The sequence below is a fragment of the Burkholderia plantarii genome (assembly GCF_001411805.1).
Taxonomy (GTDB): domain Bacteria; phylum Pseudomonadota; class Gammaproteobacteria; order Burkholderiales; family Burkholderiaceae; genus Burkholderia; species Burkholderia plantarii.
Window position 1 is genome coordinate 66210 of the sequence record NZ_CP007212.1, and the last position, 22525, is coordinate 88734.

The 22525-nt window shown below is 66.3% G+C and carries 18 protein-coding genes; 17 read left to right on the forward strand and 1 reads right to left on the reverse strand.

Features of this window, described 5'->3' with window-relative positions; all coding sequences use genetic code 11:
* Positions 1-1051 precede the first annotated feature (1051 nt).
* The 15 genes from mnmG (at position 1052) to bpln_RS00360 (ending at position 16469) form a co-directional block, all read left to right on the forward strand.
* Positions 1052-3019, forward strand: a complete 1968-nt coding sequence (gene mnmG, locus bpln_RS00290) for a tRNA uridine-5-carboxymethylaminomethyl(34) synthesis enzyme MnmG (protein WP_055137836.1) — start codon at positions 1052-1054, stop codon at positions 3017-3019.
* Positions 3016-3708 (forward strand): 16S rRNA (guanine(527)-N(7))-methyltransferase RsmG, encoded by a 693-nt coding sequence (rsmG, locus tag bpln_RS00295; RefSeq protein ID WP_055137837.1) that lies wholly within the window; start codon positions 3016-3018, stop codon positions 3706-3708. Before mnmG ends, rsmG begins: the two co-directional genes overlap by 4 nt.
* Positions 3709-3762: 54 nt before the next feature.
* Positions 3763-4533 (forward strand): ParA family protein, encoded by a 771-nt coding sequence (locus bpln_RS00300; RefSeq protein WP_042623483.1) that lies wholly within the window; start codon positions 3763-3765, stop codon positions 4531-4533.
* Positions 4534-4570: 37 nt separating this feature from the next.
* Positions 4571-5458: a ParB/RepB/Spo0J family partition protein gene (locus bpln_RS00305; protein ID WP_055137838.1), complete on the forward strand. Its 888-nt coding sequence runs from the start codon at positions 4571-4573 to the stop codon at positions 5456-5458.
* Positions 5459-5472: 14 nt separating this feature from the next.
* The gene (locus bpln_RS00310; RefSeq protein WP_055137839.1) at positions 5473-6606 is read left to right on the forward strand and encodes an SLC13 family permease; all 1134 of its coding nucleotides are present in this window, start codon (positions 5473-5475) and stop codon (positions 6604-6606) included.
* A gap of 269 nt (positions 6607-6875) precedes the next feature.
* Positions 6876-7403: an ATP synthase subunit I gene (locus bpln_RS00315; protein ID WP_042623486.1), complete on the forward strand. Its 528-nt coding sequence runs from the start codon at positions 6876-6878 to the stop codon at positions 7401-7403.
* A gap of 154 nt (positions 7404-7557) precedes the next feature.
* Positions 7558-8409 carry a F0F1 ATP synthase subunit A gene (gene atpB, locus bpln_RS00320; RefSeq protein ID WP_042623487.1) on the forward strand — a complete coding sequence of 284 codons (852 nt, stop codon included), beginning with the start codon at positions 7558-7560 and terminating at the stop codon, positions 8407-8409.
* Positions 8410-8484: 75 nt separating this feature from the next.
* Entirely contained in the window at positions 8485-8754 is a 270-nt protein-coding gene (gene atpE / locus bpln_RS00325; RefSeq protein WP_013696170.1) for a F0F1 ATP synthase subunit C, read from the forward strand.
* 133 nt (positions 8755-8887) lie between these two features.
* Positions 8888-9358 carry a F0F1 ATP synthase subunit B gene (locus bpln_RS00330; protein ID WP_042623488.1) on the forward strand — a complete coding sequence of 157 codons (471 nt, stop codon included), beginning with the start codon at positions 8888-8890 and terminating at the stop codon, positions 9356-9358.
* A 2-nt stretch (positions 9359-9360) separates the two neighbouring features.
* The gene (locus bpln_RS00335) at positions 9361-9900 is read left to right on the forward strand and encodes a F0F1 ATP synthase subunit delta (protein WP_042623489.1); all 540 of its coding nucleotides are present in this window, start codon (positions 9361-9363) and stop codon (positions 9898-9900) included.
* 40 nt (positions 9901-9940) lie between these two features.
* Positions 9941-11482 (forward strand): F0F1 ATP synthase subunit alpha, encoded by a 1542-nt coding sequence (gene atpA / locus bpln_RS00340; protein WP_042623490.1) that lies wholly within the window; start codon positions 9941-9943, stop codon positions 11480-11482.
* A gap of 68 nt (positions 11483-11550) precedes the next feature.
* Positions 11551-12429 carry a F0F1 ATP synthase subunit gamma gene (gene atpG / locus bpln_RS00345; RefSeq protein WP_042623491.1) on the forward strand — a complete coding sequence of 293 codons (879 nt, stop codon included), beginning with the start codon at positions 11551-11553 and terminating at the stop codon, positions 12427-12429.
* A 72-nt stretch (positions 12430-12501) separates the two neighbouring features.
* Positions 12502-13896: a F0F1 ATP synthase subunit beta gene (gene atpD / locus bpln_RS00350; protein ID WP_042623492.1), complete on the forward strand. Its 1395-nt coding sequence runs from the start codon at positions 12502-12504 to the stop codon at positions 13894-13896.
* A gap of 159 nt (positions 13897-14055) precedes the next feature.
* A complete protein-coding gene (locus tag bpln_RS00355) occupies positions 14056-14481 on the forward strand; it encodes a F0F1 ATP synthase subunit epsilon (protein WP_012734182.1) in 426 nt (141 codons plus the stop codon).
* Positions 14482-14687: 206 nt separating this feature from the next.
* Entirely contained in the window at positions 14688-16469 is a 1782-nt protein-coding gene (locus bpln_RS00360; protein WP_055137840.1) for an AMP-binding protein, read from the forward strand.
* A 720-nt stretch (positions 16470-17189) separates the two neighbouring features.
* Here bpln_RS00360 and bpln_RS00365 read toward each other — a convergent pair.
* A complete protein-coding gene (locus bpln_RS00365; RefSeq protein ID WP_244131970.1) occupies positions 17190-18092 on the reverse strand; it encodes a transporter substrate-binding domain-containing protein in 903 nt (300 codons plus the stop codon).
* A gap of 193 nt (positions 18093-18285) precedes the next feature.
* On the opposite strand from bpln_RS00365, the gene hemE reads away from it, so the two are divergent.
* The gene (gene hemE / locus bpln_RS00370; RefSeq protein WP_055137841.1) at positions 18286-19380 is read left to right on the forward strand and encodes a uroporphyrinogen decarboxylase; all 1095 of its coding nucleotides are present in this window, start codon (positions 18286-18288) and stop codon (positions 19378-19380) included.
* A 464-nt stretch (positions 19381-19844) separates the two neighbouring features.
* Positions 19845-22097: a primosomal protein N' gene (locus tag bpln_RS00375; RefSeq protein ID WP_055137842.1), complete on the forward strand. Its 2253-nt coding sequence runs from the start codon at positions 19845-19847 to the stop codon at positions 22095-22097.
* Positions 22098-22525 lie beyond the last annotated feature (428 nt).

Genomic DNA, 22525 nt, shown 5'->3' on the forward strand with positions numbered 1-22525 from the left:
TTTCTGTTTTGCGCCAGCCTGCAATGGGCGGGTGGTTGGTCGGCGGTTTGTTTCCCTTTTCTGGTTTTGTCTGACTTTGTCTGACGTCGCTCGGGTTCGGCGACGCGGGGTTGCGCACGGGCGTGTGGAAACTTCTTGCGCGTGGAGTGGATCGGCGAGACACGCGGATAAGTAGGCGATCGTTGTGCTTCTGGCGGTGATGAGGGTGGCGCTTGGCGTGCGTCGAGAAGGTCTTGGCGGGGCGCGTGCGGGTCGTTTGATGGGTTGCGTGCAGGATGAGTGCCGGAGCGCTGGTGTGGCTGATCGCGGAGGAAGCTTGTCCGTTGATATGCGCCATTTGATTCGAGGTTCGTGGCCGCGCGTCATGCATCGAAATGGATTGGATGTTGGATTACCGCCGCCACAAAAGTGGGGTGTTCGCGACATCGAGGAATCGGCCACGATCTTTTCGTCGGGGATATCACCGGATCGATGAAGACCGATTCGGCCGGACGCAGCGGATGGCGTCGCCGTCATTCGAAATCTTGGTTGCGCTTGGCATTCATGTAATCGACTGGACGTGGATGTGAGACCAACCATCGATACGATGCCGGATCGAACAGCGTGGTGTCATGCACGATTCGCGCGCTGCGAACGCGCCATTTCATCCTACCGAGTCTGTCGCTTCAGAGCCTCGTTGAACCCGCGAGCCATCGATCCCCTTCATCCGGCTTGCGATGGCTTGCACATTCCCGAGTTGAGGGAGCACTATGGTTTCACGTGAAACAATTTTCCGCGCCCGATCATGGTGGCGAAAAAGCACTCCTCGCAGCAAGTCGAAAACATACCGACGACCTACCGAGCGACGCGCTTCATCGCTCGCCAAACCCGAACCGGTCCCAATCGGCCGGCCCACTCCCGCCAGTGTTGGAAAAAAGCGGCGTGTTTCACGTGAAACACGCGGTTTTTGTCCGCTATCCATTCGGTCGATATTCGGGCCAAAAGCGAACCCGCTATAATTCGGCCCATACTTCTCTCTCAGGTTCGCGCTCGTTCTGACGCGAAATCCGCAATGCTTTATCCCACTGAATTTGACGTGATCGTCGTCGGCGGCGGTCACGCCGGTACGGAAGCCGCTTTGTCCGCCGCCCGCATGGGCGTGAAAACGCTGCTGCTGACGCACAACATCGAAACGCTCGGACAGATGAGCTGCAACCCGTCGATCGGCGGGATCGGCAAGGGCCATCTGGTGAAGGAGGTCGACGCGCTGGGCGGTGCGATGGCGATCGCCACCGACGAGGCTGGCATCCAGTTCCGGATTCTCAACTCGTCAAAGGGGCCGGCCGTGCGCGCCACGCGCGCGCAGGCCGATCGTCTGCTGTATAAGCAGGCGATCCGCAGCCGCCTCGAAAATCAGCCGAACCTCTGGCTGTTCCAGCAAGCCGTGGACGATCTGATCGTCGAAGGCGAGCGCGTGGTCGGCGCGGTTACGCAGATCGGCGTCCGCTTCCTGGCGCGTGCGGTCGTGCTGACCGCCGGCACATTCCTCGACGGCAAGATCCACGTCGGCCTGAACAACCACACCGGTGGGCGGGCAGGGGATCCGGCGGCCGTGTCGCTGTCCGCACGCCTGAAGGAGCTGAAGCTGCCGCAAGGCCGGCTCAAGACCGGTACGCCGCCACGCATCGACGGCCGCTCGATCGACTTCTCCAAGCTCGAGGAACAGCCAGGCGATCTCGATCCGATCCCGGTATTCTCGTTCCTCGGCCGCATCGAACAACACCCGCGGCAGATGCCGTGCTGGGTCACGCACACGAACGAGAAGACGCACGACATCATCCGCAGCGGTCTCGACCGTTCGCCGATGTACACCGGCGTAATCGAAGGCGTCGGTCCGCGTTATTGCCCGTCGATCGAGGACAAGATCCACCGCTTCGCTTCGAAGGATTCGCATCAGATCTTTCTCGAGCCGGAAGGGCTGACCACGAATGAGTTCTACCCGAACGGGATCTCGACCAGCCTGCCGTTCGACGTGCAGCTCGATCTCGTCCATTCGATGCGGGGGCTGGAGCATGCGCACATCCTGCGCCCCGGCTATGCGATCGAATACGATTACTTCGACCCACGCGGCCTGAAGGCCTCGCTAGAAACGAAGGTGATCGAGGGCCTGTTCTTCGCCGGGCAGATCAACGGCACCACCGGCTACGAGGAAGCGGCAGCGCAAGGTCTGCTAGCCGGGATCAACGCCGGCCGCTATGCACAGGGCAAGGAAGCATGGTGCCCGCGCCGTGACCAAGGCTATCTCGGCGTGCTCGTCGACGATCTGGTCACACGCGGCGTGTCCGAGCCGTACCGGATGTTCACGAGCCGTGCCGAATATCGCCTGAGCCTGCGCGAAGACAATGCCGACATGCGCCTGACCGAGATCGGCCGCGAACTCGGCGTCGTCGACGACGCGCGTTGGGACGCGTTCAGCCGCAAGCGCGACGCTGTTTCACGTGAAACAGAGCGGCTACGTTCTACCTGGGTGACGCCGAAGACGCTGCCGGTGGAAGAGGCGACAGCCCTGCTCGGCAAGGCAATCGATCATGAATACAGCCTGGCCGAATTGCTGCGCCGCCCCGGTGTCGGCTACGCTGGTGTTTGCGGCTTGCGTGGCGGAGAATGCGGCCCGACCGAGCCGCTGGCTGACGATCCGGTGCTGCTGGCCCAGATCGAGGAGCAGATCGAGATCGGCATCAAGTACCAAGGCTACATCGAGCGCCAGGCCGGCGAGATCGAGCGCAACGGCGCGCACGAGAATACGCGCCTGCCGGACGGCATCGATTACGCCGAGGTGCGCGGGTTGTCGTTCGAGGCACGTCAGAAGCTGAACCAGCATCGGCCGGAAACGATCGGGCAGGCATCGCGGATCTCGGGCATCACGCCGGCGGCGATCTCGCTGCTGATGGTTCATCTGAAGCGCGGCCTCGGCCGGCGCGGCACGACGTCGGCGACGACGGGCGAAGCGGGGGGCAACAACGTCCCGACGCAGCAATGACGGGGCGGCATCCGATGGCGGGCGCGTCCCGCGAGGCATTGCATGCATTGCTGGCCGACGGCCTCGATTCGCTCGGGCTCAAGCTCGACGAGGCACAGGTGGCAAAACTGCTCGATTACGTTGCGCTGCTCGGCAAGTGGAACGCGGTCTACAACCTGACCGCGATCCGCGACCCGCGGCAGATGCTGATCCAGCACATCCTCGATTCGCTGTCGATCGTTCCGCACCTGAGTTCGCTCGACGCAGCCACCAAGGCGCTCGACGTCGGTTCGGGCGGGGGCCTGCCGGGTATCGTGCTCGCGATCGTGTTTCCGGGCTGGCAGGTCACGCTGAACGACATCGTCCACAAGAAGTCCGCGTTCCAGACGCAGGCGAAGGCGGAGCTGAAGCTCGCGAACCTGTCGGTCGTCACGGGCCGCGTCGAGGCGCTGCGTCCCGGCCACGAAGTGCCGGCGCAGTTCGACGTGATCGTTTCGCGCGCGTTCGCCGACCTGGCCGATTTCGTGTCGCTGGCCCGCCATCTGGTGGCGCCGGGCGGGGCGATCTGGGCGATGAAGGGCGTGCGTCCCGACGATGAAATCGCGCGACTGCCGGCAGGTTCACAGGTTCGCCGGACGATCCGGCTCGCGGTGCCGACGCTCGACGCTGAGCGGCATCTGATCGAAGTCGGCGTCGCCGAAGCCCAATGAAATGTGACGCGGGTGTCCGCGTCCAACGGTTTTAGAAAGAGGGACAAACCAACGATGGCAAAAATCTTCTGCGTGGCCAACCAGAAGGGGGGCGTCGGCAAGACGACGACGACGGTCAATCTCGCCGCGAGCCTCGCTGCCCAGGAGCAGCGCGTGTTGCTGATCGATCTGGACCCGCAGGGCAATGCCACGATGGGCAGCGGTATCGACAAGGCGGCCTGCGAATCGACCGTCTACGAAGTGCTTGTCGATGGCGTCGATATCGAGCAGGCGCGCGTGCGTCCCGAGGCGCTCGCCTATGACGTGCTGCCGGCCAACCGCGAACTCGCGGGCGCCGAGATCGAGCTGGTCGAGGTCGAGAATCGCGAGCGCCAGCTGAAGGCCGCGATCGACAAGATCGCCGATCAGTACGACTTCGTGCTGATCGACTGCCCGCCGGCGCTGTCGCTGCTGACGCTGAACGGCCTGTGCGCGGCGCACGGCGTGGTGATTCCGATGCAGTGCGAGTATTTCGCGCTGGAAGGGCTGTCCGATCTGGTCAACACCATCAAGCAGATCCACGCGAACCTGAACCGCGAGCTGAAGGTGATCGGCCTGTTGCGCGTGATGTTCGATCCGCGCATCACGCTGCAGCAGCAGGTGTCCGATCAACTGAAGGCGCACTTCGGCGACAAGGTGTTCGACGCGGTGATCCCGCGCAACGTGCGTCTGGCTGAAGCGCCGAGCTACGGGCTGCCGGGCGTGGTGTTCGATCGCGCCTCACGCGGCGCGCAGGCCTACCTGCAGTTCGGCGCGGAGATGATCGAGCGGGTGCGCGCGCTGTGAGCGCCGCGGGTTCCGGGCTAGCGAACGAGGGAATGCGATGAATGCGGTAGCAAAGAAGAAGGGGCTGGGGCGCGGGCTCGAGGCCTTGCTCGGCGGCAGCGCCGACATCACCGAGGCGGTGAAGATCGAGGGCGCGCCGAACACGCTCGCGCTCGACCGGCTGCAGGCCGGCAAGTACCAGCCGCGCACGCGGATGGACGAGGGTGCGCTGCAGGAGCTGGCCGCGAGCATTCGCGCCCAGGGCGTGATGCAGCCGATCCTGGTGCGGCCGGTCGGTGCCGACCGGTTCGAGATCATCGCCGGCGAGCGGCGCTTCCGGGCCGCGCGTCTGGCCGGCCTGACCGAGGTGCCGGTGCTCGTCAGGCAGGTGACCGACCAGGCCGCCGCGGCGATGGCGCTGATCGAGAACATCCAGCGCGAGGATCTGAATCCGCTCGAAGAGGCGCACGGCATCCAGCGTCTGCTCGACGAGTTCAACTTCACGCATGAGCAGGCCGCCGAGTCGGTCGGCCGCTCGCGCAGCGCGGTCTCGAACCTGCTGCGCCTGCTGAATCTTGCCGCGCCGGTGCAGACCATGCTGCTGGCCGGCGATCTCGACATGGGCCACGCGCGCGCGCTGCTCGCCGTGGATGCGGCGACGCAGATCACGCTCGCGCATCAGGTGGTCAACAAGCGGCTGTCGGTGCGCGAGACCGAGAAGCTGGTCGCGCAGACCACCAAGGAAGCGCCGGCGCTGAAGGCGAAGTCGAAGGACGACGGCGGCCGCGACACGCGGCGCCTGGAGGAGGAACTGTCCGACATGCTCGCCTCGAACGTGAAGATCAAGCTGGGCCGCCGCGGGCGAGGGCAGCTGACGATCGACTTCGGCGACCTCGACGCGCTCGAGGGCATTCTCGTGCGGTTGCGCGGCAACGTCGCGGCCTGAGGCGAGGGCAACCCATGGTGGAACTGAGCGGGAAGAGCGCCCCCCGGCGGTGGCTCGCGTTCGTCGCGAGCGAGCCGGTGCTGTCGATCCTCGTGGTCGCGCTGATCGCGCTGCAGGTCGCGCGGCCACAGCCGGTGGCCGCGCTCGCGAGGCTCGTCGACTGGCAGACGGTAGCGACGCTGGCCGGCTTGCTGATGGTGACGAAGGCGCTCGAGATGTCGGGCTTCCTGATGTGGCTCGCGCACCGAATCGTCCAGCACGTGCGCACCGAGCGCTCGCTCGCGATGCTGCTGATCGTGTTCGCCGCGGTGCTCGCCACCTGGCTCACCAACGACGTGGCGCTGTTCGTCGCGGTGCCGCTCGTCGTCTCGCTGCAGAAACTCGCGCCGCTGCCGTTCAAGCGGCTCGTGATCTGCCTCGCGATCGCGGTCAACGCCGGTTCGATCGCGACGCCGCTCGGCAATCCGCAGAACCTGTTTCTCTGGCAGCGCAGTGGTGCGTCATTTGGTCGCTTCATCCTCGAACTGGGCCCGCTCGCGCTGATGACGATGGCGATGCTGCTCTTTCTGGCGGCTTGCTGGTTCCGTTCAAAACCCCTCGATTTTTCCGGGGATCGCGAGCCGCATCCGGTGCGCCGGCCGCTCGCGATCGCGGCCGCGCTGCTGTTCGCCGGCTTCGTGGCGGCGGCCGACGCACACTACGCGGTGCCGGGCGTGATCGTGGTCGCCGTGATGCTCGGCGTGCTCCGACGCGAGGCGGTGCTGCGCATCGATTGGCTGCTGCTGCTGATCTTCGTGCTGATGTTCGTGGTGCTGCGCGGTGCGGCGGCGCTGCCCGCGGTCCACGACACGCTCGCGCGGCTCGGCCTGGACGTGCCGCTGCGCCTTTACACGGCGGGCGCGGTGCTGTCGCAGGGCATCAGCAACGTGCCGGCGGCGATCCTGCTCTCGGAGTTCAGCGGCGACTGGCGCGCGCTCGCGTTCGGCGTGAGCGTCGGCGGCTTCGGCTTCGCGATCGGTTCGCTCGCGAACCTGATCGCGGTGCGGCTCGCGAAGGCGCCCGGCATCTGGCTGCCGTTCCACCTCGTCTGCGTGCCGTTCGGCCTCGCCGCGTTCGCGGCGGGCGCCGCCTGGCTGCGCTGGTTCTAACGGACTGCGGGTCGCGCCGCAGCCGGCGCGAGCCGGATCGAAACGGTTTTGAAAGGCGAAGCAGAAACAGACCTTACAACTGTTGTCTGTCGTCGAAAATTCACGCGATTTTGTTCGACTCGAACGTCGTTTCCGTGGTGTTTTTGTCTCGTGCAAAACCTTGAATCGCCTGCGGGTATCGCTTACAATCGCTCGGATTTGTTAGCACGGCAGCCCTGAAAGCCTATGGAAAGCTGACGGGAAGAAAAGCGAATTTGCGGAAGATTGCGATGGCGGGTCAAGCGCCGAAAGACAGGCACGACGATCACCATGCGCAGCAGGTCGCTGCCGCGCAGCGGCACGGCTCCCCGGCGGCGGATGACGACTGGGATGCCGGGCAGCAGGATAACCTTATCGTTCCGCTCACGCGGGCCGAGGCGCAGGCGCTGTTCGGTCCCGAGGTGAGCCGGCCATCTCGCGTCACCCCGTTTCGGGTGGTGATCGCGCAAGTGGCCTTGTCCCTGGTTGCAACGCTGGCGTGGTGGCTGTTTTCGAAGTCGCCGGGCGCCGCTGCGCAATCCGCGTTCATGGGCGGAGCGATCGGCTGGGTACCGAGTGCGGTGTTTGCAGCGAGACTGAGATTCGGCGGTGCGAACACCGTGATGGGCTGGATGTTCGGCGAGGCGCTGAAGCTGGGCGTGACGATCGCGATGTTCACCGCGGTGGCGCTCCGGTTTCCGGATGTGCATTGGGTGCCGTTGCTGGTCACCTACCTCGTCGCGCTGAAAACCTACTGGCTCGCTCTGGCCTGGCGGTAAAGCATACTGCAGCAAAACGGCTGTCGAATTCCGAATTGACGTGGGCGTCAGTATCGCAATACGACCCGAGGTTGCGCTCGCGTGTTCCCGCAATAATTTGTTGCGGCAATGCGTAAAACAACGATTTTCGACAATTTGGGTGGCATTAACGACTATGGCAGCTAGCGAAGGCACGCACGCTCTGGATCCGTCCGAGTACATTGCGCACCACTTGCAGAACTTCACCTCCTCGCATCAGACGTCGATCGTCGACTTCCATGTGTGGAACCTCGATACGCTGTTCTGGTCGATCGTCTGTGGCCTCGTCACCATCCTGGTGCTGCGTCTGGCCGCTCGCAAGGCCACGCCGGGCGTGCCCGGCCGCTTCCAGTGCCTGATCGAGATGGTCGTCGAGATGGTCGAGGATCAATCGAAGGCCGTGGTCCACGGCAATCGCACCTTCATCGCGCCGCTCGCCCTGACCGTGTTCGTCTGGGTGCTGCTGATGAACTCTCTCGACTTCCTGCCGGTGGATCTGCCGGGTCGCGTGATCGACCTGATCGGTCTGTCGGGCGTGATTCCCCACCATCGCATCGTCCCCACCGCCGACCTGAACGGCACGCTCGGCATCGCGCTCGGCGTGTTCGTGCTGATGATCTACTACAGCATCAAGATCAAGGGCCTGGGCGGCTTCGTGCATGAGCTGCTGTCGGCGCCGTTCGGCGCGCACCCGCTGCTGTGGATTCCGAACCTCGCGTTGAACATCGTCGAGTACGTCGCCAAGACGGTGTCGCTCGGCATGCGGCTGTTCGGCAACATGTACGCCGGTGAACTGGTGTTCCTGCTGATCGCCCTGCTCGGCAGCATGTGGAGCTTCGGTGGCGACGCGACGGTGCTCGGCTTCGTCGGTCACGTGATCGCGGGCAGCATCTGGGCGATCTTCCACATCCTGATCGTGCTGCTGCAGGCGTTCATCTTCATGATGCTGACGCTGGTGTATCTCGGTCAGGCGCACGAGAAGCACTGAGCGCGCCGGACCCACGAGTCTTCGTTTTTCGTTTTTTAAATCTCTAGTTCCCAGTCTTTTCACATAGGAGTGATCATGCAAGCTTTCATCGCCAACATCCAGGGTCTGACCGCCATCGGTATCGGCATCATCATCGGCCTGGGTGCCGTCGGCGCCTGTATCGGTATCGGCCTGATGGGCGGCAAGTACATCGAAGCCTGCGCACGTCAGCCTGAACTGATCAATCCGCTGCAAACGAAGATGTTCCTGCTGGCCGGCCTGATCGACGCCGCATTCCTGATCGGCGTGGGCGTGGCGATGCTGTTCGCGTTCGCGAACCCGCTCCTGTCGAAGCTCGCAGGCTAAGGTTCCCCGGAAATGTTGCGCCCGCACCGAAGGTGAGGGGCGCAGGGCGGAACGGAGACCGGGCGCTGATCGGCTGCAATCGATGAGCGCCTTACCGTTTCATTTTCCCGGAATAGCAGACTAAGGAAACACCGTGAATCTCAACGCAACCCTGTTTGCGCAGCTGGTCGTGTTCCTGATCCTCGCGTGGTTCACGATGAAGTTCGTGTGGCCGCCGCTGATCAATGCACTCGACGAGCGCGCGAAGAAGATCGCCGACGGCCTGGCCGCAGCGGAAAAGGGCAAGGCGGAACTCGAGGCCGCGCACCAGCGCGCCGACCAGGAACTCGCGCAAGCCCGCACCGACGGCCAGCAACGCATCGCCGACGCTGAAAAGCGCGCGCTCGCCGTCGCCGAAGAAATCAAGGCGAACGCGCAGGCCGAAGCGGCCCGCATCATCGCGCAAGCCAAGGCCGACGCCGAACAGCAAGTCGTGAAGGCCCGTGAAGCGCTGCGCGCCGACGTTGCCACGCTCGCCGTCAAGGGCGCCGAACAGATCCTGAAGCGCGAAGTCGACCAGACGGCCCATGCCGAACTGCTGAATCAACTGAAAGCCGAGCTCTGATCATGGCCGAATTTGCAACCATCGCCCGCCCTTACGCAGAAGCGCTGTTCCGCGTGGCCGAGGCTGGTGACATCGCCGCCTGGTCCACGCTCGTCGAGGCGCTGGCCCAGGTTGCGCAACTGCCCGAAGTGAAGTCTGTCGCATCGAGCCCGAAGGTGGCGCGCGAGCAGATCGTCGAGCTGCTGCTCGCCGCGGTGAAGTCGCCGCTCGCGGACAGCGCGGAAGCGAAGAACTTCGTGCGGATGCTGGTCGACAATCACCGCATCGTGCTGCTGCCGGAAATCGCCGTGCAATTCGACGAACTGAAGAACGCGCGCGAAGGCGCCGCCGACGTGCAGATCGTCAGCGCGTTCCCGCTCGAGGGCGTCCCGCTCGCCGAGCTCGTCGCGAGTCTCGAACGCAAGTTCGGGCGCAAGCTGAAGGCCACCGTCGAGATCGACGCGTCGCTGATCGGCGGCGTGCGCGTGACGGTCGGCGACGAAGTGCTCGATACCTCGGTGCGCGCGCGGCTGGCCAGCATGCAGGCTGCCTTGACGGCCTGAGCGCGGCTGCCGGCAACAGAATTGAACATCAGGAGCGAATATGCAACTCAATCCCTCTGAGATCAGCGAGCTGATCAAGAGCCGGATCCAGGGCCTTGAAGCGAGCGCGGACGTTCGCAACCAGGGCACCGTGATCTCCGTGACGGACGGCATCGTGCGCATCCACGGCCTGTCGGACGTGATGCAGGGCGAAATGCTCGAATTTCCGGGCAACACGTTCGGCCTCGCGCTGAACCTCGAGCGCGACTCGGTCGGCGCCGTGATTCTCGGCGACTACGGCCACATCTCGGAAGGCGACATCGTCAAGACGACGGGCCGCATTCTCGAAGTGCCGGTCGGCCCGGAACTGATCGGCCGCGTGGTCGATGCGCTCGGCAACCCGATCGACGGCAAGGGCCCGGTGAACGCGAAGGCGACCGATGCGATCGAGAAGATCGCCCCGGGCGTGATCTGGCGTCATGGCGTGTCGCAGCCGGTGCAGACGGGCGTCAAGTCGATCGACGCGATGGTGCCGATCGGCCGCGGCCAGCGCGAGCTGATCATCGGCGACCGCCAGACGGGCAAGACCGCCGTCGCGCTCGACACGATCATCAACCAGAAGGGCAAGGACCTCATCTGCATCTACGTCGCGATCGGCCAGAAGGCTTCGTCGATCATGAACGTGGTGCGCAAGCTCGAGGAAACCGGCGCGATGGAATACACCATCGTCGTGTCGGCCTCGGCCTCGGATTCGGCCGCGATGCAGTATCTCGCGCCGTATGCGGGCTGCTCGATGGGCGAATACTTCCGCGATCGCGGCCAGGACGCGCTGATCATCTATGACGATCTGACCAAGCAGGCCTGGGCCTACCGCCAGATCTCGCTGCTGCTGCGTCGCCCGCCGGGCCGCGAAGCGTATCCGGGTGACGTGTTCTATCTGCACTCGCGCCTGCTCGAGCGCGCCGCGCGCGTGTCGGCCGAGTACGTCGAGAAGTTCACGAACGGCGAAGTCAAGGGCAAGACGGGTTCGCTGACGGCGCTGCCGATCATCGAAACGCAGGCCGGCGACGTCACGGCATTCGTGCCGACCAACGTGATCTCGATCACCGACGGCCAGATCTTCCTGGAAACCGACCTGTTCAACGCGGGCATCCGTCCGGCAATCAACGCCGGCGTGTCGGTGTCGCGAGTCGGTGGCGCCGCGCAGACCAACGTCGTCAAGAAGCTCTCGGGCGGCATCCGTACCGACCTCGCGCAGTACCGCGAGCTCGCCGCGTTCGCCCAGTTCGCCTCGGACCTCGACGCCGCGACGCGCAAGCAGCTCGAACGCGGCCGCCGCGTGACGGAACTGCTGAAGCAGCCGCAGTACCAGCCGCTGCAGGTGTGGGAACTCGCCGTCGCGCTGTTCTCGGCGAACAACGGCTATCTCGACGACGTCGACGTCAAGGACGTCCTCGCATTCGAGAAGGGCCTGCGCGAGTACCTGAAGGCCAGCCACGCCGAGCTCATCAAGCGTATCGAAGACACCAAGGCTTTGTCGAAGGAAGACGACGGCGCGCTGCACGAAGCGCTGAAGTCCTTCAAGAAGTCGGGCGCCTATTGATCCGCGAGGGACACCCTGAAGCGGTGCGGCGCGCGTAGCGCCGTGCCGCTTCGGTCAAGGAGCAAGCAATGGCTGGAATGAAGGAAATTCGCGGCAAGATCAAGAGCGTGCAGAACACGCGCAAGATCACCAAGGCGATGGAGATGGTCGCGGCATCGAAGATGCGCCGCGCGCAGGAACGCATGCGCGCAGCCCGTCCGTATGCCGACAAGGTCCGCGCGATCGCCGCGCACATGAGCCGCGCGAACCCCGAGTACCGCCACCCGTTCATGGTGGCGAACGACGAGGCGAAGACGGCGGGCCTGATCCTCGTGACGACCGACAAGGGTCTGTGCGGCGGCCTGAACACCAACGTGCTGCGCGCGACGGTGAACAAGCTGAAGGAACTCGAGAAGCAGGGCCAGAAGTTCGAAGCCACCGCGATCGGCGGCAAGGGCCTCGGCTTCCTGAACCGCTTCGGCGGCAAGGTGATCTCGCAGGTCGTCCAGCTCGGCGACACGCCGCACCTCGACAAGCTGATCGGCGCCGTGAAGGTCCAGCTCGACCTGTACTCGGAAGGCAAGCTGTCGGCCGTGTACATCGCCTACACGCGCTTCATCAACACGATGAAGCAGGAAGCGGTGATCGAGCAGCTGCTGCCGCTCGCGGCCGATCACTTCGAGAACGGCGCGGACGGCACGCCCTCGACCTCGTGGGACTACATCTACGAGCCGGATGCGCAGGCGGTGGTCGACGAACTGCTGGTGCGCTACGTCGAGGCGCTCGTCTATCAGGCCGTGGCGGAAAACATGGCGTCCGAGCAATCGGCGCGAATGGTCGCGATGAAGGCTGCGTCCGACAATGCGAAGACCGTGATCAGCGAGCTTCAGCTGTCGTACAACAAGAGCCGGCAGGCCGCGATCACGAAGGAGCTGTCGGAGATCGTCGGCGGTGCCGCCGCGGTGTAAGCGGCCGGGCGACCGTTGCCTCGAAACTGCGCCCTTGCGCGAGTCAAGAATCAGGTATTGAAAGGAAAAGCGATGAGTACTACTGCTTTGGTAGAAGGCAAGATCGTACAGTGCATCGGCGCCGTTATCGACGTGGAATTCCCGCGTGACGGCATGCCGAAGATCTACGACGCGCTGACGCTGGAAGGTTCGGAGCTGACGCTCGAAGTCCAGCAGCAGCTTGGTGACGGCATCGTCCGCACCATCTGTCTGGGCGCCTCCGACGGCCTGCGCCGCGGCGTGCTGGTGAAGAACACCGGCAAGCCGATCTCGGTGCCGGTCGGCAAGCCGACCCTCGGCCGCATCATGGACGTGCTCGGTCGCCCGATCGACGAAGCCGGCCCGATCGTGAGCGAACATCAGCGCTCGATCCACCAGAAGGCGCCGGCGTTCGACGAGCTGTCGCCGTCGACCGAACTGCTCGAAACGGGCATCAAGGTGATCGACCTGGTCTGTCCGTTCGCGAAGGGCGGCAAGGTCGGCCTGTTCGGCGGTGCCGGCGTCGGCAAGACCGTCAACATGATGGAGCTGATCAACAACATCGCGAAGGAGCACGGCGGCTACTCCGTGTTCGCGGGCGTGGGCGAGCGGACCCGTGAAGGGAACGACTTCTACCACGAAATGAAGGACTCGAACGTGCTCGACAAGGTCGCGCTCGTGTACGGTCAGATGAACGAGCCGCCGGGCAACCGTCTGCGCGTCGCGCTGACCGGCCTGACGATGGCCGAGCACTTCCGTGACGAAGGCCTCGACGTGCTGTTCTTCGTCGACAACATCTACCGTTTCACGCTGGCTGGCACCGAAGTGTCGGCACTGCTGGGCCGGATGCCGTCGGCGGTGGGTTATCAGCCGACGCTGGCCGAGGAAATGGGCAAGCTGCAGGAGCGCATCACGTCGACCAAGACCGGCTCGATCACGTCCGTGCAGGCCGTGTACGTTCCGGCGGATGACTTGACCGACCCGTCGCCGGCCACCACCTTCGGCCACCTGGACGCCACCGTCGTGCTGTCGCGTGACATCGCCTCGCTGGGTATCTACCCGGCTGTCGATCCGCTCGACTCGACCTCGCGCCAGATCGACCCGAACGTGATCGGCGAAGAGCACTACACGATCACGCGCGGCGTGCAGCAGACGCTGCAGCGCTACAAGGAACTGCGCGACATCATCGCGATTCTGGGCATGGACGAACTGTCGCCGGAAGACAAGCTGACGGTCGCACGCGCCCGGAAGATCCAGCGTTTCCTGTCGCAGCCGTTCCACGTCGCGGAAGTGTTCACGGGCGCGCCGGGCAAGTACGTGCCGCTGAAGGAAACCATCCGCGGCTTCAAGATGATCGTCGGCGGCGAGTGTGATCACCTGCCGGAACAGGCGTTCTACATGGTCGGCACGATCGACGAAGCCTTCGAGAAGGCCAAGAAGATCCAGTAAGGGTGAAGTGAGTCGCTTGCGCGGGCAGGCGTCGGGGCGCATCGCGGCAGGTGCGCGGTCGATCCCGGTGCCGCCCGCGCGACACGCAACACGCTCAACCCGCCGTGCATGGGACGGGGCGAGACGCTCAGGCGCCGCGCTTCGTCGACAGGAGTCGATATGGCAACCATCAAAGTAGACGTCGTCAGCGCGGAAGAGGAAATCTTCTCGGGCCAGGCGAAGTTCGTCGCGCTGCCGGGCGAATCGGGTGAACTGGGCATTCTGCCCGGCCACACGCCGCTCATCACCCGGATTCGTCCGGGCGCGGTGCGCATCGAGTCCGAAGCCGGCGCCGACGAGTTCGTGTTCGTCGCCGGCGGCATTCTCGAAGTGCAGCCGGGCGCGGTCACCGTGCTCGCCGACACCGCGATCCGCGGCCGCGACCTCGACGCCGCCAAGGCCGAGGAAGCGAAGCGTCGCGCCGAGGAAACGCTGCAGAACGCGAAGTCGGACATCGATCTCGCCAAGGCGCAGTCGGAACTCGCGACCGCGATGGCGCAGCTCGAGGCGATCCAGCGTCTCGCGAAGATCCGCAGCAAGAACTGACGCACGTCGGCGCCTCGCGCGTCGGCAGGAAGAAGCAGCCTTCGGGCTGCTTTTTTTTCGCCCGCGCTTTTCGGCATGCATCCCGACGCACGTCCCGGCCGCGCCGCGAAGCTTGTCGCGCATCGTCCTGCCCGCGCTAACCCCGATGTCGGGCGAGGGGCGGCGGGTGCAGAATGGGCCGCTCATCCTGCGCGCGTGGAGACGGCATGGCGACGATGGCGGCGGCGACGACTGGCGGTGATGGCGCGGTGGACGATGCCGACGGCGCGCGGATCGCGCCGTGCGACGGCCTCTCGTATGTGCGCGGCGCGACTGACGTGCCGCTCAGCCACGCGACCGTCGGCGCGTTCCTGGCCGACACGATCGCGCGCTTTCCCGACCGACCGGCCGTGGTGTCCCGCGAGCAGGGCGTGCGCTGGAGCTGGCGCGAGTTCGGCGACGAGGTCGATGCGCTGGCCGCCGCGCTGGTCGCGCTCGGCATCGCGCCGGGCGAGCGCGTCGGGATCTGGGCGCCGAACCGGGTCGAGTGGCTGCTCACGCAGTTCGCCACCGCGCGGATCGGTGCGATCCTCGTCAACATCAATCCCGCTTACCGGCTCGCCGAACTCGACTACGCGCTGAACCAGGTCGGCTGCAAGGTGCTGATCGCGGCCGAGTCGTTCAAGTCCTCGCAATACACGCAGATGCTGCGCACGCTGCTGCCCGAGCTGGACAGCCAGATGCCGGGCTCGCTGCGCTGCGCGCGCGTGCCGTCGCTGCGCGCGATCGTGTCGATGAGCGCTGAGGCGCCGGCCGGCATGTTCCGCTTCGACGAGGTGCTGGCGCAGGGCCGCGCGCAGCGCACGCGGGCGGCGCTCGACGTGCTCGGCGCCGGGCTCGCGCAGACCGATCCGATCAACATCCAGTTCACGAGCGGCACCACCGGCAGCCCGAAGGGCGCCACGCTCACGCATCGCAACATCGTCAATAACGCGATCGCGATCGCCCACGTGATGCACCTGACCGAGCAGGACGCGCTCTGCATCCCGGTGCCGCTCTATCACTGCTTCGGGATGGTGCTGGCGGCGCTGGCCTGCGTGTCGGTGGGCGCGAAGATGGTGTTCCCGGGCGCCGCGTTCGATCCGCTCGCGACGCTCGAGGCCGTGCAGGCCGAACGCTGCACCGCGCTGCACGGCGTGCCGACCATGTTCATCGCCGAGCTCGACCATCCCGAGTTCGGCCGCTTCGACCTGTCCACGCTGCGCACCGGCATCATGGCCGGCTCGCCGTGCCCGATCGAGACCATGAAGCGCGTGGTTGCCGAGATGCACATGACGGAGGTCACGATCGCCTACGGCATGACGGAGACGAGCCCGGTCTCCTTCCAGAGCACCACCACCGATTCGCTCGAGAAGCGCACCACCACGGTGGGCCGGATCCAGCCGCACCTGGAGGCGAAGATCATCGATGCGGCGGGCGCGATCGTACCGGTGGGCGAGACGGGCGAACTCTGCACGCGCGGCTATTCGGTGATGTCGGGCTACTGGCACGACGGCGCGGGCGATGGCGGCGACGCGCTCACGCGCGCGGCGATCGTCGACGGCTGGATGCATACGGGCGACCTCGCCACGTTCGACGAGGAAGGCTTCTGCAACATCGTCGGGCGCCTCAAGGACATGCTGATCCGCGGCGGCGAGAACATCTATCCGCGCGAGATCGAGGAATTCCTGTTCCGCCATCCGAAGATCCAGAGCGCGCAGGTGTTCGGCGTGCCCGATGCGAAGTACGGCGAGGAGGTGTGCGCGTGGGTGGTGCTGCGCGCCGGCGAGACGCTCGACGCGGAAGGCCTGCGCGAGTTCTGCCGCGGGCAGATCGCGCACTACAAGGTGCCGCGCTACGTGCGCTTCGTGGAGGCGCTGCCGATGACCGTGACGGGCAAGGTGCAGAAGTTCGTGATGCGCGAGGCGATGATCGACGAACTCGGGCTGGCGGTGCAGAAAACGGCCTGAAAAATGCCGGTTGCGTTTTCTGCGGACGAAAAAAAGCGGGCTTAAGAGCCCGCTAAAAACCACACGCTACGGGGTTAGCGCGAGGAGACCAAAGGTGGAACGCAATCGGCGTGGGCCGATCACGATTCCAACAGGGATGCCCCTGATAAGGGATTCGGCGCAAGGCCGACGGACTATTAAAGTGCATCGCATCCGCTCACACGCCGCACTAGAAAGACCACATCCGTGTTGAAACCGTGAGAGCCATTGTGGGCGAATTGGGAAAGTAGCGCGGTAACAAAGTGTATCAGGTTGTAACGCCCGCCAGATAAGGCTCTCCGGGATTTTTTACCCCTTGGGCAGGGGGCTCTCGGCGTCATTTTTACCACATTTTCCCGACGGCTTTCTGTGCTCGATTATCCACTCTCATGCGATGCGTCTCATTTGACGAAAGTTATGATTTCATGCGTTTTGATATTGCATCATTTGTCGGATCGAAACAATTGAATTAAGTGATGACGTGATTAAGGGCGTGCCGGCAGGTAATCGCGCGACGGCGTGGTCGGGCGGTCGGACCAATTCGATCGCAACGGTGAGGATTCGGCCGGCGATCGTGCCGCCAAATTTGCCGGGTAGCGGCGCCGCGCGGGCGGAAACGGCGTTCGACGGGGCGCGGCGGTGTCCCGGGTTTGCGGCCGCCGGATGCCTCCTCGCGGGGCCGCCGCACGGGGCCGCCGCGGCTCATTTCAGCCATTTGTCCGTAATGGACTGAAATTCGCCGCTCTCGCGCGCGAGATGCAGCCACTGATCGACGTACTGCTGGAACACCACGTCGCCGCGCGGCAGCATGTAGGCCTTCTCGCCGAACTGGAACGGCTGGTCGGGATGGACCGAGCAGAGCCCCGGGTTGAGCTTCTGCTGCCAGCGGGTTTCGGACGCGTCGGTCACCATCACGTCCGCGTGGCCGTCGAGGATCTGCCGGAAGATCGTCACGTTGTCGGGATGGACCGTCAGGTTCGCGTGCGACAGGAACTGCCGAGCAAAACGCTCGTTGGTGCCGCCCGGGTTCACGATCACGCGCGTCGAGGGCTGGTCGATCTGCGCGACGGTGCGGTAGCGGTCGACGTCGGCGCACCGCACGATCGGCGTCTTGCCGTCCTGCAGGGTCGGGCGCGTGAAGAACGCGCGCTTCTGGCGGTCGAGCGTGGTCGAAATGCCGCCGACCGCGACGTCGCATTTTGCGATGAAGTCGTCGGTCAGCGTGCGCCAGCTGGTCTTGACGAACTCGGCCCGCACGCCGAGCGAGCGCGCGAGCGACTCGGCCAGGTCGACGTCGATGCCCTCGAAGCGGCCGTCGGGCCGATAGTAGGAGTAGGGACGGTAGTCGCCGGTGGTGCAGATGCGCAGCGTGCCGCGCGCCAGCACCGCGTCGAGCCGCGAGGCGGGCGCGGCGACGCCGGTGGCGCCGGGGGCGTCGGTCGCGTCCGCGGCCAGCGCCGACGGCGAGCCGAAGACTGCGGCGCCGGCCAGCGCAAGCGCGACGGCCGGCGCCGCGAGGAACCGGGGCCGCGCCTGGGCCGGGCGATGCGGGCGACGCGCATGACGCGCGCGGTGGATGAAGCGCTGGGAGCGGACGAACGGCATCGAGGTCTCCGGAGGGCCGGCCGCGCCGGCCGGTTCGATGGATGTCGGGATCAGGGCGGCGGGCGAACCCGCCGGCCCGTGATGATAGCGGTGCGTGGGGGCATGGCGGGCCGCCCGGCGCGACGCGCTCGCACGGTTCCGGGCGGCTGCTCCGGTAGAATGCCCGTTTGCTCACGCTCCCTCGCTCTCCACCGTGGCTCATAACCTGCTCAACGACACCTTCCTGCGCGCGCTGCTGCGCCAGCCGACCGACTACACGCCGATCTGGCTGATGCGCCAGGCGGGCCGTTATCTGCCGGAATACAACGCCACCCGCTCGCGCGCCGGCAGTTTCCTCGGGCTCGCGAAGAACCCGGCATATGCGACGGAAGTGACGCTGCAGCCGCTCGAACGCTATCCGCTCGACGCGGCGATCCTGTTCTCCGACATCCTGACGATCCCCGACGCGATGGGGCTCGGCCTCGAGTTCCAGGCCGGCGAGGGGCCGAAGTTCGCGCATCCGGTGCGCACCGAGGCCGACGTCGCGCGCCTCGCGGTGCCCGACATCGGCGCGACGCTCGGCTACGTGACCGACGCGGTGCGCGAGATCCGCCGCGCGCTGACCGACGCGCAGGGGCGCCAGCGCGTGCCGCTGATCGGCTTCTCGGGCAGCCCGTGGACGCTCGCCTGCTACATGGTGGAAGGCGGTGGCTCCGACGATTTCCGCACGGTGAAGTCGATGGCCTACGCGCGGCCCGACCTGATGCAGCGCATCCTCGACGTGAACGTCGACGCGGTGGCCGCCTACCTCAACGCGCAGATCGAAGCGGGCGCGCAGGCCGTGATGATCTTCGACACCTGGGGCGGCGCGCTGGCCGACGGCGCCTACCAGCGGCTCTCGCTCGACCCGATCCGCCGCGTCGTCGCGCAGCTCAAGCGCGAACACGACGGTGAGCGCGTGCCGGTGATCACCTTCACCAAGGGCGGCGGGCTCTGGCTCGAGGACATCGCCGCCAGCGGCGTGGACGCGGTCGGCCTCGACTGGACCGTCAACCTCGGCCGCGCGCGCGAGCGCGTGGGCGGCAGCGTGGCGCTGCAGGGGAACATCGATCCGTCGATCCTGTTCGCGCCGCCGGCGACGATCCGCATGGAAGCGCGCGCGGTGCTCGACAGCTACGGCAACCATCCGGGCCACGTGTTCAACCTCGGCCACGGGATTTCGCAGTTCACGCCGCCCGAGCACGTCGCGGAACTCGTCGACGAAGTGCATCGGCACAGCAGGACGCTGCGCGCGGGCTCGCTGGGCTGAGCGGTCACTGTCGGCGCGATGCTGCATTGCAGCGACGAATGGCCGGCGCGCGCCGCGGGCCGGGAGGCCGGCGAGCCGCCATCAGGGGCGTCGCCGCCCGCCGATTGGCACTTCCCGGCTTGTCAAGACTTGACTTATACACATTTTGCACGTTGCGGCGCGGTAGAGCGCCACATCAACAAACCGCTCACGCTATTGCGTCGGAAAACGGATAGCAGCCTTGCTGGATAAGGCTCCGCGATCGGTGCCAGAACGTATCAAAATGCAGCGAAGCGCAGATGGGGACACCGTTCCCGGCCTGTCAAGCGCGAGTTCTCAACAAAGTTATCCACAGGCGGAACCGGCGTTCCCCGATTCTTAATGAGAATCCGAAACTTAGCGGCGAAAGTGATGTTTTACTTTAACTTCGCGGCGCCGGCCGTGCGCCGGCCTTCGATCGCGCGCGGCGGCGCGGCGCCCGGGCGATGAGAGGGAACGGCTTCGTCCGCGTCGCGCTCGACCATCCGCTGGCGACGCTGTTCGACTACCGCTACGGCGCGGCGGTGCCGCCCGAGCGCGGCATGCTCGTGCAGGTGCCGTTCGGAAAACGGCTCGCCGTCGGGCTGATCTGCGAAGTTGCCACTCACACCGAGGTCCCCGCGAACCGCCTGCGCGAGGTGACCGAGGTCTGCTCCGAACTGCCGCCGCTGTCCGACGCCTGGCTCGAACTGATCGCGTTCGCGGCCGACTATTACCAGCGCGGGCGCGGCGAGGTCGCGCTGCCGGCGCTGCCGCAGGCGCTGCGCGACGCGTCGCGCTGGGGCCGCCTGCTGGCGCCCGAAGTCCGTTATCGACTGCTGCCGGCCGGCCGCGAGGCGCTGCCCGACGCGCTGCCGGCGCGCGCGGCGGCGCTGCGCCGGCTCGCGCAGGCGCTCGTCGAGGCGCCCTCGCTCGGCCTGCCCGAATTGCGCGCGCTGCATCCGAAGGCGAGCGCGACGCTCGACGCCTGGTGCGAGGCCGGCTGGGCCGCGCGCGACGAAATCTCGATCGCCGACGCCGGTGGACAACCGGTGGACAACCGGGTCGGCGCGGCTGTGCCGCCGCCGCTGACGGCCGAGCAGCAGGACGCGCTCGACGCGATCAGCGCGGCGCGCGGCTTCGCGGCGTTCCTGTTGCACGGCGTGACGGGCAGCGGCAAGACCGAGGTCTACCTGCGCGCGCTGGCGGCGCTGCTCGACGCGCGGCCCGACGCGCAGGCGCTGGTGCTGGTGCCCGAGATCAACCTCACGCCGCAGTTCGAGGCCGCGTTCCGCGCGCGCTTCGCGGCCGTGATGCCCGGCGACGCGATCGTCACGCTGCACAGCGGGCTCGCCGAGGGCGAGCGCGCGCGGCACTGGCTCGCCGCGCACACCGGCCGCGCGCGGATCGTGCTCGGCACGCGGCTCGCGGTGCTGGCCTCGCTGCCGTCGCTGGCGATGATCGTGGTGGACGAGGAGCACGAGCCCGCCTACAAGCAGCAGGAAGGCCTGCGCTACTCGGCGCGCGATCTGGCCGTGTGGCGCGCCAAGCAGCTCGACGTGCCGGTGGTGCTCGGCTCGGCCACGCCGTCGCTCGAAAGCTGGTGGCTCGCCGAGCAGGGGCGCTACCAGCGGCTCACGCTGTCGCGGCGCGCGGTGGCCGACGCGGTGCTGCCGAGCGTGCGGCTCGTCGATCTGGAAGAGGAACGGCGGCGCGGGCGCGCCTCGCTCGGCGGGCTGTCGGGGCCACTGGTGGCGGCGCTGAAGGGGCGCCTCGAACGCGGCGAGCAGAGCCTGATCTTCCTGAACCGCCGCGGCTACGCGCCGGCGCTGGCCTGCGACGCCTGCGGCTGGGTCGCCGGCTGCCCGCGCTGCAGCGCCTACGTGGTGCTGCACAAGCCCGAGCGCGCGCTGCGCTGCCACCATTGCGGCTGGGAATCGCGGATTCCGCATGCCTGCCCGGAGTGCGGCAACGTCGATCTCGCGCCGCTCGGCCGCGGCACCCAGCGCGTCGAGGAAACGCTTGCCGAGGCGGTGCCCGGCGCGCGGATCCTGCGCATCGACGCCGACAGCACGCGCCGCAAGGGCAGCGCGCAGGCGCTGTTCTCCGACGTCCACGCGGGCGAGATCGACATCCTGGTCGGCACCCAGATGATCGCGAAGGGCCACGACTTCCGGCGCGTCTCGCTGGTCGGCGTGCTGAACGCCGACACCGCGCTGTTCTCGCACGACTTTCGCGCCACCGAGCGGCTGTTCGCGCAGTTGATGCAGGTAAGCGGGCGCGCCGGCCGCGCCGGGCTGGCCGGCGACGTGCTGATCCAGACGCGCTATCCGCGCCACGCGCTCTACCACGCGCTGGCGCGCCACGATTACGTCGGCTTCGCCAATTCAACGCTGGCCGAGCGGCGCGACGCGCACCTGCCGCCGTTCGTCTACCAGGCGCTGCTGCGCGCCGAGGGGCGCACGCTGGAGGCCGCGATCGCGTTCCTGCAGGCCGGCGCGGCCGCGCTCGCCGCGCTGCCCGGGGCCGAGCGCGTGACCGTCTACGACGCGGTGCCGTTGACGATCGTGAAGGTGATGCACGTGCATCGCGCGCAGCTGCTGGTCGAAAGCGCGTCGCGCGTGGTGCTGCAGCGCGTGCTCGCCGCGTGGCAGCCGCTGCTGCGCGAGCTGAAGGGGGTGTTGCGCTGGAGTGTCGAAGTCGATCCGCTCGATATCTGAGCGCCGGCGCGTCGCGACACGGCTCGCGCGAATGCATCGAAGTGGTGCAACCCGGCCGCGCCCGCCGCGATGCGCAGGCGCACCGGCCGGCCGCGGCAAGCGTGCCGGCCTGCCGGCGCAACCCCGTCGCGGCACGACCAAACCCCTGCCGCGCCTTGTCGCACCTGCCTCGCGGCGGTTTTCCGTTCTTCCGCACCCGCCATGCGTGCGAGCCGGAATGTCCTCGCGGGGCTGTCGGCGCCGTTTCCCCATTCCGGTGCATCCGTTCCGGGCAGATCGGCCCGATTTTGGGCTAAGGGAAAATACCGATCGCTCCGGTGCTTGGCGAGGCCTGGTTGCAATGATCTAATGCATTGATTCCAAAGAATTTTGTAAGGGTGCAACCGGGCTTGTAATTCGGTTGCACCTTTTTATTGTGTGGCATAGGA